The sequence below is a fragment of the Providencia xihuensis genome, from assembly GCF_041953405.1.
Classification (GTDB): Bacteria; Pseudomonadota; Gammaproteobacteria; order Enterobacterales; family Enterobacteriaceae; genus Providencia; species Providencia vermicola.
In genome coordinates, this window is record NZ_CP169565.1 from 4,312,374 (window position 1) to 4,327,185 (window position 14,812).

General features: G+C 44.0%; 11 protein-coding genes. 7 read left to right on the forward strand and 4 right to left on the reverse strand.

The window, feature by feature from the left end; all coding sequences use genetic code 11:
• The first annotated feature begins 21 nt into the window (after nucleotides 1-21).
• Both metF and ACE2AL_RS19725 read left to right on the forward strand, forming a co-directional pair.
• A complete protein-coding gene (gene metF / locus ACE2AL_RS19720) occupies nucleotides 22-906 on the forward strand; it encodes a methylenetetrahydrofolate reductase (RefSeq protein WP_206085981.1) in 885 nt (294 codons plus the stop codon).
• Nucleotides 907-999: 93 nt separating this feature from the next.
• The gene (locus ACE2AL_RS19725) at nucleotides 1,000-1,239 is read left to right on the forward strand and encodes a hypothetical protein (RefSeq protein WP_272539886.1); all 240 of its coding nucleotides are present in this window, start codon (nucleotides 1,000-1,002) and stop codon (nucleotides 1,237-1,239) included.
• Between the two features lie 181 nt (nucleotides 1,240-1,420).
• On the opposite strand, the gene ppc is transcribed toward ACE2AL_RS19725, so the two are convergent.
• The 3 genes from ppc to metB all read right to left on the reverse strand — a co-directional run bounded on the left by ppc (nucleotide 1,421) and on the right by metB (nucleotide 8,079).
• Entirely contained in the window at nucleotides 1,421-4,060 is a 2,640-nt protein-coding gene (ppc, locus tag ACE2AL_RS19730) for a phosphoenolpyruvate carboxylase (protein WP_206085979.1), read from the reverse strand.
• A 404-nt stretch (nucleotides 4,061-4,464) separates the two neighbouring features.
• Nucleotides 4,465-6,906, reverse strand: a complete 2,442-nt coding sequence (locus ACE2AL_RS19735) for a bifunctional aspartate kinase/homoserine dehydrogenase II (protein WP_206085978.1) — start codon at nucleotides 6,904-6,906, stop codon at nucleotides 4,465-4,467.
• Nucleotides 6,907-6,918: 12 nt separating this feature from the next.
• Nucleotides 6,919-8,079 (reverse strand): cystathionine gamma-synthase, encoded by a 1,161-nt coding sequence (gene metB / locus ACE2AL_RS19740; protein WP_272539885.1) that lies wholly within the window; start codon nucleotides 8,077-8,079, stop codon nucleotides 6,919-6,921.
• A gap of 315 nt (nucleotides 8,080-8,394) precedes the next feature.
• Here metB and metJ point away from each other — a divergent pair, with 315 nt between their 5' ends.
• Both metJ and ACE2AL_RS19750 read left to right on the forward strand, forming a co-directional pair.
• Nucleotides 8,395-8,712: a met regulon transcriptional regulator MetJ gene (metJ, locus tag ACE2AL_RS19745; RefSeq protein ID WP_004265315.1), complete on the forward strand. Its 318-nt coding sequence runs from the start codon at nucleotides 8,395-8,397 to the stop codon at nucleotides 8,710-8,712.
• A gap of 212 nt (nucleotides 8,713-8,924) precedes the next feature.
• Nucleotides 8,925-9,668: a hypothetical protein gene (locus tag ACE2AL_RS19750; RefSeq protein WP_272574410.1), complete on the forward strand. Its 744-nt coding sequence runs from the start codon at nucleotides 8,925-8,927 to the stop codon at nucleotides 9,666-9,668.
• A gap of 217 nt (nucleotides 9,669-9,885) precedes the next feature.
• On the opposite strand, the gene rpmE is transcribed toward ACE2AL_RS19750, so the two are convergent.
• Nucleotides 9,886-10,101 (reverse strand): 50S ribosomal protein L31, encoded by a 216-nt coding sequence (gene rpmE, locus ACE2AL_RS19755; protein ID WP_004265313.1) that lies wholly within the window; start codon nucleotides 10,099-10,101, stop codon nucleotides 9,886-9,888.
• 217 nt (nucleotides 10,102-10,318) lie between these two features.
• On the opposite strand from rpmE, the gene priA reads away from it, so the two are divergent.
• The 3 genes from priA (at nucleotide 10,319) to ftsN (ending at nucleotide 14,786) form a co-directional block, all read left to right on the forward strand.
• Nucleotides 10,319-12,517 carry a primosomal protein N' gene (gene priA, locus ACE2AL_RS19760; RefSeq protein WP_206085975.1) on the forward strand — a complete coding sequence of 733 codons (2,199 nt, stop codon included), beginning with the start codon at nucleotides 10,319-10,321 and terminating at the stop codon, nucleotides 12,515-12,517.
• A 351-nt stretch (nucleotides 12,518-12,868) separates the two neighbouring features.
• A complete protein-coding gene (gene cytR, locus ACE2AL_RS19765; RefSeq protein ID WP_206085974.1) occupies nucleotides 12,869-13,897 on the forward strand; it encodes a DNA-binding transcriptional regulator CytR in 1,029 nt (342 codons plus the stop codon).
• Nucleotides 13,898-13,970: 73 nt separating this feature from the next.
• Complete coding sequence (gene ftsN / locus ACE2AL_RS19770; protein WP_349422846.1) at nucleotides 13,971-14,786, forward strand: cell division protein FtsN; 816 nt, start codon at nucleotides 13,971-13,973, stop codon at nucleotides 14,784-14,786.
• Nucleotides 14,787-14,812: the final 26 nt, after the last annotated feature.

The window sequence follows — 14,812 nt, forward strand, 5'->3', positions numbered from 1 at the left end:
CTAATTGCGAGGTTACAGGGTATGAGTTTTTTTCACGCGAATCAGCGCGAGGCGCTAAATCAAAATTTAGCTGAATTAGATGGCCAAATTAATGTTTCATTCGAATTTTTCCCACCTCGCAGTGAAGAGATGGAGCAGACGCTTTGGAAATCCATCGATCGGCTCAAAAACCTGAAACCTAAATTTGTCTCTGTTACCTATGGCGCTAACTCAGGCGAACGGGACAGAACCCATAGCATCATTAAAGATATCAAAGACAAAACTGGCTTAGTAGCTGCACCACACTTAACCTGTATTGACGCAAGTAAAGATGAATTAAAATCTATTGCTCGTGACTATTGGAATAATGGTATTCGCCATATTGTTGCCTTACGAGGTGATTTTCCCGATAGCAGCCATAAACCTGATATGTATGCGACAGATTTGGTTGAGTTATTAAAAGGCGAGGCCGATTTTGATATTTCAGTCGCGGCTTACCCTGAAGTTCACCCTGAAGCCAAAAGCGCACAAGCTGACTTAATTAACCTGAAAAAGAAAATTGATGCAGGGGCTAATCGCGCTATCACCCAATTTTTCTTTGATGTCGAAAGCTATTTACGTTTTCGTGACCGCTGCGTAGCAACGGGTATTGATGTGGAAATAGTGCCAGGAATTTTGCCTGTGTCCAATTTCCGCCAATTAGAGCGTTTTGCCAAACTGACCAACGTGCGCATCCCTGCGTGGATGAGCAGAATGTATGAAGGGTTAGATGATGACCCAGAAAGCCGCAACCTTGTTGGGGCATCCATCGCGATGGACATGGTGAAGATCCTCAGCCGCGAAGGCGTGAAAGATTTTCATTTTTACACACTGAACCGTTCTGAGCTCACCTATGCCATCTGCCATACTTTAGGGGTTAGGCCTTAATCCCTCATTGTCGTGATGCGTTTTTGATAATACATCACGGCATTGCTTGCTTTATGAAAGCGTTCTAATTCCACTTAGTTATACTCATTGAACATGATGAGCGAAGCTCAATCACTCAGCGAGTATTTATCCTTAAAAAGTACCGTACCTTACTACGATATGCCACCTTGGAAAGAGGGCGTTGCTGAAGGCTTAATCAAGCACGCAAAAAAATACGGTACTGAAGATGCCATGACGTCTAAAATCAGTGGCTACACACTTGATGGCGATATTAGGGCTTCCTATTTAAATGCAGCCCAGTATATTCCACCAACCCCAAACCAATTAAATTAGCTAAAGAAGAAGCAACTAATAAGAAGATTGCTAGTTTAAAATCCAACGATAAAATCCATGAATTCATTACACCAAAAAATGAATGGGAAAAATGGGATCAATGGAAAGCAAATCAATAAAAAGTAAAAAGGTTACCTTAATAGGTAACCTTTCAATTCTCAGCTAAATCGGTAACTCGCTACTAACCTGTATTACGCATCCCTGCCGCAACACCAGCAATAGTCACCATCAGTGCTTGTTCAACACGTGGATCTGGGTGTTCTTGTTGGCGAGAACGGTGCAGTAATTCTGCCTGCAACACGTTAAGTGGATCGGTATATACGTTACGCAGGGCGATAGACTCGGCAATCCACGGTAAATCCGCCATAAGTGCTTCGTCTTTCGATACCGCCAGCACACTCTTAATATCATCCGATAACTGGTCACGCAGTTTTTGCCCCAATGGCCACAAACGCTCTTCCACTAAACGGTGATCATAGTATTCCGCCAGCCACAGGTCAGCTTTGGCATACACCATCTCTAACATCGCAATTCGCGTATTAAAGAACGGCCATTGCTGCCACATTTCATCGAGCACAGATTGCTTGCCCTCTTGCTCAATTACATGTTTCAGTGCCGCCCCAGCACCTAACCATGCAGGGAGCATTAAGCGGTTTTGCGTCCAGGCAAAAATCCATGGAATTGCACGCAAGGTTTCCACACCACCCGTCGGGCGACGTTTTGCTGGACGTGAGCCTAATGGTAATTTACCAAGTTCTTGCTCGGGGGTTGCAGCACGGAAGTAAGGGACAAAGTCTGGCTGCTCACGCACATAGTCTCGGTACATAGTACAAGAAACGTCAGACAGCGAATCCATGACAGATTTCCACTCATTTTTTGGCTCTGGTGGTGGTAATAAATTCGCTTCTAAAATCGCACTTGCATACAACGCAAGGCTGCTAATGGTGACTTGTGGTAGACCGAATTTAAAGCGGATCATTTCCCCTTGTTCAGTCACGCGTAAGCCACCCTTTAAACTTCCTGGTGGTTGAGACAGTAATGCAGAATGTGCTGGTGCACCGCCGCGACCAATGGTACCACCACGGCCATGGAATAACGTCAGCGTAACACCTTCTTTTTCACACAGTTTAATTAACGCATCTTGCGCACGATATTGCGCCCATGATGCGGCCATCACACCCGCATCTTTCGCGGAGTCTGAGTAACCAATCATCACCATTTGGCGGTCATCGATAAGCTCACGATACCAGTCAATGCTTAACAGTTTTGTCATGACGCTTTGTGCGTTATTTAAGTCCTCAAGGGTTTCAAATAACGGAGCAACAGGCAGTCGAATAGAAGCACCCGCCTCTTTGAGCAATAATTTGACTGCTAAAACATCTGAAGGGACTTTTGCCATTGAAATCACGTAGGCTGCGATGGAATCATTCTTCGCTTTCGCAATCACGCGGCACGTTTCAAACACTTCTTGGGTTTCAGCACTTGGTTGCCAATCTTGCGGGATCAATGGACGGCGGGACTGCAATTCTGTTAATAAAAATTGCTGCTTTTCTTCCTCAGACCACTGTGCATAATCGCCTAATCCCAAATACTGAGTAAGTTCTGCAATCGCATCGGTATGACGTGTGCTTTCTTGGCGCACATCGATACGCACCAGTTGTAAACCAAAGCTGCGAATACGGCGTAAGGTATCTAACAACTGACCATTGGCAATAATTTTCATATTGCAGGCAATCAATGATTGATAACAGGCGTATAGCGGGTCCCATAATTGGGCGTTATCCGTTAACAGATCTGCAGGTGGCAGAACTTGTTCGCCTTTCACACGACGTTCTAAATATTCTAACGTAGAGAATAATTGACTGCGCAGGTTTTTTGCGATCTGACGATAAGGTTCGTCAACATCGTCTCCCCCTGCTAACGCACGCAGCTCAGGTGTGGCTTCCGTCATGGATAACTCAGAGACTAGAACCTGAATATCTTTGAGGAATAAATCTGCCGCTTTCCAACGGCTTAATAGCAAGACGTGGCGAGTGACATCTGCTGTTACGTTTGGGTTACCATCCCGGTCGCCACCCATCCATGATGTAAAACGGATTGGGTTAGCTTCGACAGGAAGAACAGCCCCAATAGACTCTTCCAGTTGCTCGTTAAACTCGCGTAAAAACGCAGGAACCCCTTCCCACAACGAATTTTCTACAACCGCAAATCCCCATTTTGCTTCATCAATTGGCGTTGGGCGAATTTTACGGATTTCGTCCGTATGCCAGGATTGAGCCACTAATTGGCGCAGACGGCGCATGATGTTATTACGTTCATAGTCGGCAATATCATCGTGATCGAGTTGTGATAAGCAATTATTTACCTCGACCAATTTGTGGATCAGAGTACGACGCGCAATCTCAGTTGGGTGCGCGGTTAACACCAGCTCAATGGATAACTGCTCCACCGCTTTTTGGATATCGTTATCGGTAAAACTTTTGTCTTTTAAGCGGCTGAATAATTTTTTCAGTGCCACTGGGTTGCTTGCCGCTTCCCCGTGTGGAGAAATACTGTGGTACTGCTCAGCCACGTTAGTCAGGTTTAAAAATTGGTTAAATGCCCTTGCAACGGGAAGCAATTCATCATTCGAAAGGTTTTGTAATGTCATCAACAATTTTTGGCGTTGAACTTCATTACCTGCACGGGAGGATTTGGAAAGCTTACGAATGGATTCAACTTTATCAAGTATGTCCTCGCCTAGTGCTTCCTTGATGGTATCGCCGAGTAGCTTACCCAGCATACTGACATTACTGCGCATTGCGGAATATTGCTGATTCATGAGACTCCTGACCTTGTGCTTCTGGCAGAATGCATCCCCGCACTAAGCACGGTTAACAGACTGCGACCTGTTTCCTGTAACAAAATTTCAGTCGGCTGCGTTAGAGTTGTCGTTTTGTGATGCAGCCCGCTAAATTTACCCTTGAGTGTATATTCATATCAGAAAAAAATGGCTTTGGGGGATTTTTCTGAAATTTAATTACAGCCTTATTTTTATTAATTTTTCTTATTTAAGTATTGTTTCAGCGCAATATATCGTCGATTCAGCACTTTTAAGACATGAATAATGTTGAAGAATTAAATCATCAGAATAAAAAAAGGGAAAAAATGGCGAGAATTAAAAAATTTCATGGATGCATTGGCGCTCTTTATAAAAATAAGAGCACCAATACAAACAAAAAATAACTACAGCAATTGAGATAATCGGTTTAAATCCGATTGAATTGCCCCAGCAGTGACATCGCGCCCAGCACCAGGGCCGCGGATGACTAATGGGTTATCACGATACCAACGACTTTCGATAGCAAATACATTATCGCCTGGCAATAATGAAGCCAATGGGTGGTCTGGTTTTACCGCTTCCACACCCACTTTCGCTTTCCCTTTCACTGCATCAAACCGAGCCACATAACGCAGCACTAACCCTAGTTCTTGTGCCGCTTCTAAACGCTGTTGCATTTGCTCGTTGATCACCGCGCTGTTTTCGAAAAACTCATCCAAAGAACCTGTCTGTGCTTGTTTTGGTACTAATGATTCAACACGTACTTCATCGGGTTCAATATCATAACCCGCCTCACGTGCTAAAATAATCAATTTACGCATCACATCTTGCCCAGAAAGGTCAATTCGTGGGTCAGGTTCAGTTAAACCCTGCTGCCACGCTTGCTCGACAAGTTCGCTAAACGGTACTGAGCCATCAAATTGCAAAAATAACCAAGACAACGTCCCCGAGAAAATACCGCTAATCGCCAGTATTCCATCTCCACTTTCTTTCAAGTCACGCACTGTGTAGTTGATGGGTAACCCTGCACCTACAGTCGCGTTATACAACCAGTGGCGACCTGTTTTTGAAAAGGCGTCACGAATTTGGCGATATTGCTCTGTTTGTGCCGCCCCAGCGATTTTGTTGGCACTGATCACATGGAAACCATAACTGGCAAAATCTATATAGCTTTCCGCTAATGCCTCACTGGCTGTAACATCTAAAACCACTAAGTCATCATAAGGATGGGAACGCATCCAAAGAAATAAGTTGTCGTCTGCATGTTCAATGGCTTCATCGTCAAAAAAGGCTAATGCACGACTTGGGTCGATACCTTGATAATTCAATAAGCTGCGACGACTATCCACCACACCTGCCAACACAAAATCGAAATCACTGCGAGCAGAGATATTCGGTTGTTCTGCCGCGAAAAGCTCTAACCAACGTGCGCCAATATTCCCTTTACCAAATAACACTAAGCCAATACGTTTTTCGGCGCGGAACAAGCTTTGGTGCATACCTTGGATCAGGTGCTCAGTTTGATTAGTTCGCAGCACTGCAACCAAACTAATGGCATCTTCTGAATGCCAAATGAATTCGACAGGCTGGCCTTTAAGCTCTTCATAGAAACGATGGCTATGTAGTGGTTTTTTGCAAACACCTGCGCCAACTAAAGCGACTAAAGAAAAACCTTCCCGTAACGATAATGCCCCTGGTAAAGCCGCTTCTTCGAGAACATTTAGCGCACTTTCGACAATTTCAGAGGTATAACACAATTGAATTAACGCACGGTCATCGTGAATTCCCCGCGCAAGTGGACGTAACTGAACGCGTTTGAGCAGTAAGTCCACATCTTTGCAAATTTGTTTGAAATCACGACCTGCTGCAATACGCAGCTCAATCAAACAGACATCATCATGGCTTGTGACAATTTTTGCCCCTGCACCAGAGGCTAAAACGCGTTCAATTTTTGTAGAGCCCTGCTCTGGCTGGTAACTACACCTAAGTTGCAAATCAATATTGCTTACAGAAACAGGCTGTAAAGTACGTGTATGTAAAACAGGAGCCGCTAAACGCGCTAATTCACTTGCTTCATCAAGGCGCAATAAGGGCAGCAAACAGGCATCTTTCACTTTACGAGGGTCCGCACTGTACACCCCTGCAACATCACTCCAAATTGTGACTTTTGCCACATCTGCCAATGCTCCCACTTGGGTCGCCGAATAATCACTCCCATTGCGCCCCAATAGAACTGTTTCACCCTGCTGATTACGCGAGATAAACCCAGTCACAACAATACGGCGATTAGGTAATTGCGTTAACTGCTGCTGTAATAAATAGCGTGATTTTATTTCATCAACTTGTGGCTGTGCAGCACGTTCAGCGCGTAGAAATAGACGTGCATCTAACCAAGCACTTGGCATGCCAGTTTGTGTGAGTACTTCCGCCATTAAGCGTGCCGACCAAATTTCACCATGGCCAACCACTTCCGCATAAACCGCATCATTAACGGGATGATCAAGCAAAGCGCTTAAACGCTCTAAGTCTTGAATAAATAACCGCCCTAAAGTCTCTGCCTGTTTTTCTGGCAAAAGATTTTCAATTAGCTCAAGCTGATAACGACGTAAAGATTGCTGTACCTGATGAGCCGAAATACGGTCACTTTGGCTCAATTTCAGCCAATTAATCAATTGATTAGTTGTACTGCCAGCTGCAGAAACCACCATTAAATCATCGGGTTGGCTATAGTTTGCCATAATAGCTGCGACCCGCTGATAACACTTTGCATCCGCTAAACTACTTCCCCCAAACTTATGTAACTGACGGTGACAAGGAGCCACCTCAACCGCTGTTAGTACACTCATCAAAAAACTCCGCTAACGTTGTGCCGCAACCTTAAATGCTTGATCTAAATCTGCAATTAAATCCTGCACATCTTCAATCCCGACTGAAATACGCAATAAACTGTCTGTAATACCTGCCTCAAAACGCGCCTGTGCTGACATCCCTGCATGGGTCATTGTGGCTGTATGTGAAATCAATGTTTCTACCCCACCTAATGATTCCGCTAATGTAAACAGCTTTAGTGCACTCAAGAAATGACGTAATTGTGACTCATCACCTGCAAATTCAAAACTTAACATCGCCCCAAACCCTTTTTGTTGTTTGAGTGCAATTTCATGGCCTGGATGATCTTCCAGTGCAGGATAATACAATTTTTTGACCAAAGGCTGAGCTTTAAGATATTTTACGATTTCATGTGCATTTTGTTGTTGCTGTAAAATACGCGGGGACAAGGTTCGAATGCCCCTTAACAATAAATAGCTATCAAACGCCCCGCCTGTTACGCCAATATTATTGGCCCACCACGCTAATTCTATTGCCCATTTCTCTTCTTTTGCAATCACAACCCCTGCCACAATATCTGAGTGACCATTAAGATATTTTGTACACGAATGCACAACAAAATCGGCACCGAGCGAGATAGGTTGCTGAAGTATCGGGCTCAAAAACGTGTTATCCACCACGACCAATGCGCCAACTTCATGGGCTAACTGAGTAATCTGCTGGATATCAAAAATTCTTAATAGCGGGTTACTTGGCGTTTCGATAAGAACTAATTTTGGTTTTTTCGCCAACGCCGCTTTTAATGCCGTTTCATCACTTTGGTCGACAAACTGAACTTGATATGCCCCGCGTTCATGCAGACTGTTAAATAAACGGTAGCTGCCGCCGTAACAATCATGTGGGGCGACTAATAAATCTCCTGGTCGCAAAAATACAGTACATATTAGGTGAAGCGCCGACATACCGCTATTTGTCATCACTGCTCCGCTACCACCTTCCAGCTGTGCCAATGTTTTTTGCACAATATCACGTCCTGGGTTGCCACGACGTGAATAATCATGAGCCCGAGGCTCATTAAAGTCAGTAAAATTATAGGTACTGGATAAATAAATGGGAGGCACTACGCAACCAAATTGTTGGTCTTCATTTAATCCATTATGAATTGCGATGGTTGACGGCTTGTAAGTCATAAACGCTTCTCCTGAACAGTGATAGACCAAATCATACCCATTGGATGTTTAGACGTCAACATATCTAGACGTCTAAACCTCTTTACGTTTATATCAAGTAATGGAATAATCAGCCTTAATAATTATGTGTTAATTGATAGTCAATCGCATAAGTAGGCTTAGATCGTTAATTTTACGCAATATTTTGTGTTAAACTACATTAAGTCGCGCCTAACATATATGCAGGCATTCTCGATTTAGAGCTTAGAATAAGTTTCTATTAAAAAGAATATGCATATTATTTTTTATTATTACTGAAAATATCCAAGGTATCTCATGGCTGAATGGAATGGTGAATATGTCAGTCCGTATGCTGAACATGGCAAAAAGAGTGAGCAAGTAAAAAAAATTACAGTATCTATTCCGTTAAAGGTACTCAAAATTTTAACTGACGAACGTACTCGCCGTCAGATTAACAACTTACGTCATGCCACTAACAGTGAATTACTGTGTGAAGCATTTTTACATGCGTTCACTGGACAACCACTGCCAAATGATGAAGATCTGCGTAAAGAACGCAATGACGAGATCCCAGAAGCCGCAAAAGAAATTATGCGCGAATTGGGTATTGACCCAGAAACGTGGGAATATTAATTCTTACGAATTGCACTTACGCATTCCAAATACCCGTACTACGCCACAATCTCTGTGGCGTAGTGCCGTTTCCTAGATAAAAAATGGGCTAGATTCTTCTGAATTATTTTCAATTCAGAATCCCCCTCAGGCTTTATTCACTCCCACGCTCTACACTTTCGAGTATTAATCCATAGCCATAGCTAATAGTTAAAATCACGAAGGATAGTGCAATGAATAAATACAATCTGGCTTTAATTGGGCTACTAAGCGGTATGTTACTGGTCACCGCAGGGTGTGGGAATCGCCCATATGCGGAATTCCAAGACAATAAAGATGTCGCAGCACCCCAATCTTCAGCGAAAAAACTCGGGACAAAATGGGGGGAAGATGTCAATTCTGCGGTTACCACCGTTAATGCCACACGCTTAACCAACACGCCTTTTGATACTGCTGCTATCTATTACCGTGGCGAACGAGTTCCTAACCATCTTCAAACCATGAGCTATATCGCGTTATCTCCCGTCGAAATTCAGGTGACAGATGAACGTGGTCGTAAAATGCCAATGTACCGTAATAACCAAGGGCAATATATTTTGCCTGCTCAAGAAGGCCAACGTTACCAATTAACCATCAAAAATACCGATAGAAATCGGATTTATGAAGTGGTGACAAGCGTCGATGGCATTGATGTATTAAATGGCCGCGCAGGTTCTTATCAAAATAGTGGATATTTAATTCGCCCTAGAAGTGAAGTGACTATTGAAGGCTTCCGTAAAAGCCAAGATCAAGTCGCCGCATTCCGTTTTGCCGCTCCGCAAGAGTCCTATGTGAATCAAAATGCCCAAGGCGATGAACGAAATATTGGCGTCATTGGTTTTGCACTTTTTGAAGTCCGTGAAGAATTACCTGATTGTGAAGCCAATCCGTTCCCAGCAGATACGCAATACGCACCGGCTCCGTGCCGTAAGCGATAGATAATAAGCTATCGCTTCTTAGACGCGGGTAAATCTGATGTCAGTTATAACGACGATGGCGATACACTCAAGTCTAAAGTATAAGTCCGTAGTAATGATGGCATGTTCGGCGTGCTTAACCGTTTCTAATTTATTCGGTTAAAAACAAGAAACGCCTATTTTAGGCATTAAAAAAGGGAAACTGAGTTTCCCTTTTTTTCGCATTTCACAAGTTCGATTATTTTTTAGAACCTGGGATGCTGAAACGTTGGTTGAAGCGATCAACACGACCACCAGTTGCAACATCACGCTGTTTACCAGTATAGAACGGGTGGCAGTTACCACAAACGTCCAGGTTCAGCGAGTGACCAGCAGTTGAATTAATTTTCATTACATTACCGCAAGAACAAGTTGCAGTAACTTCTTCGTATTTAGGGTGAATACCTTTTTTCATGGGAGAACCTCTATTAAGGCCGTGTCGCCATTCCAGCCCTAACGCCGGACACCACACGTCGTGTTGATTGAATTTACGTATTGGTAAAATTAAGTACCAAAGGCGGCGGATCATACAGAAATTCTGTTTATCACGCAATGAAAACCGAGTAAATTTTGTGATACTCTAGTGAAATATTATTGTTATCATCGCATAAAAAATAGACGGAAACCCAGTTATGATCGTCGTTCAGGTGGCTTTACCTGTTCCTTTAAACCGCACTTTTGATTATCGACTGCCAGATAACATGCCTCTTCCTGTTGTGGGGAGCCGTGTGATGGTACCATTTGGTAAACGCCAAGCCCTTGGTATTGTGGTCAAACATAGCGATAAAAGCGAGTTTACAGAAGATCAGCTAAAAACTATCGAACTGGTTCTCGACACACAAACACTGTTTCCTGATGATGTGTGGCAGCTCTTACTGTGGTCTTCTCAATATTACCATTACCCGATAGGCGAGGTTCTCTTTCATGCCTTACCAATATTACTGCGCCAAGGGAAAGCCGCTGAATTTACGCCAATCTGGCAATGGCAAGTCACTAAAACGGGGAGCGCTGCCGATCTCAATGAATTTAAGCGATCGCCCAAACAGCAACAAGCGCTAGCACTCCTCAAACGCCGCGCGGTTTATCGCCATCAAGTTAGTGAGCTTGAAATCAGTGAAAGCGCGCTACAATCCCTTAAAAAGAAAGAGTATGTCGAACTACATCCTGTGCAACCGACTGCCGAAAAATGGCAATCCACTTTTGAAGTGTGCGGTGAACGGTTACGTCTTAATAGTGAACAAGCTACAGCAGTCGGGGCGATACGTGCTCAAGACGATGAGTTTTCGCCTTGGTTACTAGCAGGTATCACGGGCTCAGGGAAAACAGAAGTCTATTTGAGTGTGCTAGAAAATGTGCTGGCACAAGGAAAACAAGCGCTCGTCCTGGTGCCTGAAATTGGTTTAACGCCACAAACGATTAACCGCTTTCGCGAACGGTTTAAAGCCCCTGTGGATGTGCTACATTCCGCTCTTAATGATAGCGAACGCTTAGCCGTCTGGTTACGCGCTAAATTAGGCCAAACCGCCATTATCATTGGTACGCGCTCTGCCCTTTTTACGCCATTTGCCAACCTCGGCATCATTATTATTGATGAAGAACACGACAATTCATACAAACAACAGGATGGCTGGCGTTATCACGCACGGGATTTGGCCGTTTTTAGAGCGAAAAAAAATAACATCCCAATAGTGATGGGCACTGCAACCCCTTCACTCGAAACCTTACTCAATGTGAAGCAACAAAAATATCGCCAACTAAATCTGACTATCCGCGCAGGAAATGCACGCCCTGCTACACAGCATTTAATTGATTTAAAAGGCCAACCGTTGAAGTTTGGTCTTTCACACTTGCTTATCCAACACATTAAAGAGCATCTAGCACAAAATAATCAGGTGATTTTGTTTTTAAATCGCCGCGGTTACTCCCCTGCGCTGATTTGCCATGAATGTGGTTGGATTGCTGAGTGCCAACGCTGCGACCACTACTATACGTTGCACCAAAACTTCCACCAGTTACGCTGCCACCACTGTGATAGCCAGCGCCCCGTTCCTCGCCAATGCCCACAATGCGGCTCAACCCATTTGGTTCCCGTTGGCATGGGAACGGAACAACTCGAAGAAGGGATATCGGAGCTATTCCCTAATACCCCTGTCACACGCATTGACCGAGATACAACAAGCCGTAAAGGGGAACTTGAACAACACTTGAACCAAGTCCACGAGGGCGGAGCTCGCATTTTAATTGGTACGCAAATGTTAGCCAAAGGCCATCATTTTCCTGATGTTACGCTAGTCGCATTACTGGATGTCGATGGTGCCCTCTTTTCCAGTGATTTTCGCGCCGCAGAGCGTTTTGCTCAACTGTATGTGCAGGTTTCAGGTCGTGCAGGTCGTGCGGGTAAACAAGGGGAAGTACTTTTACAAACTCACCACCCTGAACACCCTTTACTATTAACCTTATTGGAAAACGGCTATAACGCATTTACTCAAGAAGCGATGGAAGAACGCCGTGTAGCAATGCTCCCACCTTATACCAACCATATTTTGATCCGCTCAGAAGATCATAATAACCAGGACTCACGACAGTTCTTACAAAATGTCCGTCAGTACATCACAGAGCACCCACAAAGCGATGCTAAGCTATGGATTTTAGGGCCATCTCCGTCGATTCAAGCAAAACGTGGCGGTCGTTTCCGCTGGCAACTGCTGTTACAGCACCCTTCTCGCCCTTATTTACAACAATTTATGGCGCAGTTACTCCCTGAAATTCTTAAGCAGCCAGAAAGTCGCAAAGTAAAATGGAATGTAGATGTCGACCCAACAGACGGCTAAAGCATGACCGAAATTTAAAGGGGTATTTTATTTTACCCTGATTATTCTATCAGTCGTTCTTCGTCTCTTGGCGTTCAGTTTATTGATATTATGAGCTATCTACTTTTTTGCATAAATATCATTTTTTGTGTGAATTTCGAACAGATTGAGTTTCACCTATCTTTTTGCATCCTAAATTATTTTTGAAATTTGCGAAGCAGCTCTAAAAAATGACGCATGTCACACTTTTTATGCAAACTAGGTAACAGATATTATTGAGAATCCAATTAGAATAACTTCTAATCATAAATAATGACGTGCTTGCGCCATTCAAAAAAAAGCAAACGATTAAATCAATCTAAGGAAGGCGTTGTGGAAAGTAAAAAACACAATAACACAGCAACAATGAAAGATGTTGCTAGTGCCGCGGGCGTTTCGACAGCGACGGTCTCCAGAACATTAATGAACCCTGAAAAGGTCTCCTTACAGACCCGCCAAAAAGTCGAACAAGCGGTTATGGATGTTGGCTACTATCCTCATAACTTAGCAAGAAGCTATAAACGCAATGAATCAAAAACCATTTTGGTGTTAGTTCCCAATATTCGTGACCCGTTTTTTAGTGACGTGGTCTGTGGCATTGAAGAAATTGCCGCACAAGAAGGCTACTTTGTGTTGATTGGTGACTGCAAACACCAAGAAAAACAGGAAAATGCTTTTATTAATCTAATAATCACCAAACAAATCGATGGCATGGTGTTATTAGGCTCAAATATCCCGTTCGATATTTCGACTGAAGAACAAAAAAACTTACCCCCTATTGTGATGGCGAATGAATTCGCCCCTGAATTAAAACTACCGACTGTACACATTGACAACTTAACAGCAGCATTTAATGCCACCCATTACCTTCAAAAACAAGGCCACAAGCTGATTGCGTGTATTGCAGGGCCATCGCATATGCCACTTAGCCAATATCGTTTAGAAGGCTACAAAAAAGCGATGTTGAGAACAGGGGAAAAATTGCGTGATGACTATATTATTCGTGGCGACTTTACACATGAGGGTGGCGCTGAAGCCGTGAAAACACTGTTATCTCTCCCTGAACCACCAACTGCGATTTTTTGCCACAGTGATATCATGGCTATTGGCGCAATGTGGCAAGCCAAAAAGATGGGGTTAACTCTGCCAGATGATTTATCTTTTGTTGGATTTGATAATTTAGAACAAGCAAAATATACCTTACCTGCGTTAACAACAATTAACCAACCTCGCGCGGAAATTGGTCATCATGCAATGCAATTGCTACTTGAACAAATCCATGGCAACAACGTTACACCAGGTTCACGTCTCCTAGATTCTGATTTAATCATCAGAGAAAGCACAAAAGCGCCTAAAAGCTAGTCAAAATTGTTCAGGTTAAGTAACATGTTAATCCAGATGATGACTAACGATTGATAACTAGTGAATTAATAGCGTGGCACAAAAAGATTATGTAGCTCGTGGGCGGTCATCCGCCCGTAAAAAAGGCAAAGGGAAATCAAAAAAAGCACAAGGTCTACCAATGACCACGCTGGTTGTTGCGGTGGCAATTGTTGTGCTATTTGTTGGTGGCCTGTTTTATATCACCCACAACAAAAAGGATGCGCCGCAGCCGCAAGTTGTTACACCTTCAGCTCCTGCAGGCAGCACGCTTCCCCCCAAACCTGAAGAGCGCTGGCGCTATATTAAAGAATTAGAACGCCGTGGCGTTGATTTGCCAAATACCCAGCAACCTAGCTCGGGTAATAATATTCTGCGCCCTTCAGACTTAACCCCTGAACAACGCCAATTATTAGAGCAAATGGATTCAGATAGACGCCAACCCGTCACGAATTTGCAAGAAGTGCCGTCCAACGGCAAACCTGTTCCTCGTTCTCAAGTGATTATCAATGAGCCCGCTCAACCTATTGAGCCTGTTCCACGTAAACCCGTGGTGAATGCTGAGCCAAAACCAGAAACTCGCCCTACTGCGCCAATTGCCCCTGTACAACCTGCAACACCTGCGGAGCCAAAGCCCGCAAATAGCATGCAAAACATGTTGGTACAATGTGGCTCATTCCGTACCGCTGACCAAGCGGAGTCTGTTCGCGCCACTTTAGCTTTTGCAGGGATTGAAAGCCGCGTGACTGCAGGTGGTGGCTGGCATCGAATTGTTCTTGGCCCTTATTCCAAGTCAACTGCAGAGAAAATGCGTGACCGCGCAGCAGGTGTTGGCGTTTCAGGTTGTATTCTTCGTGCATCAGGGGGTTGAAAAACCCCATCCCCCACCCCATCTAC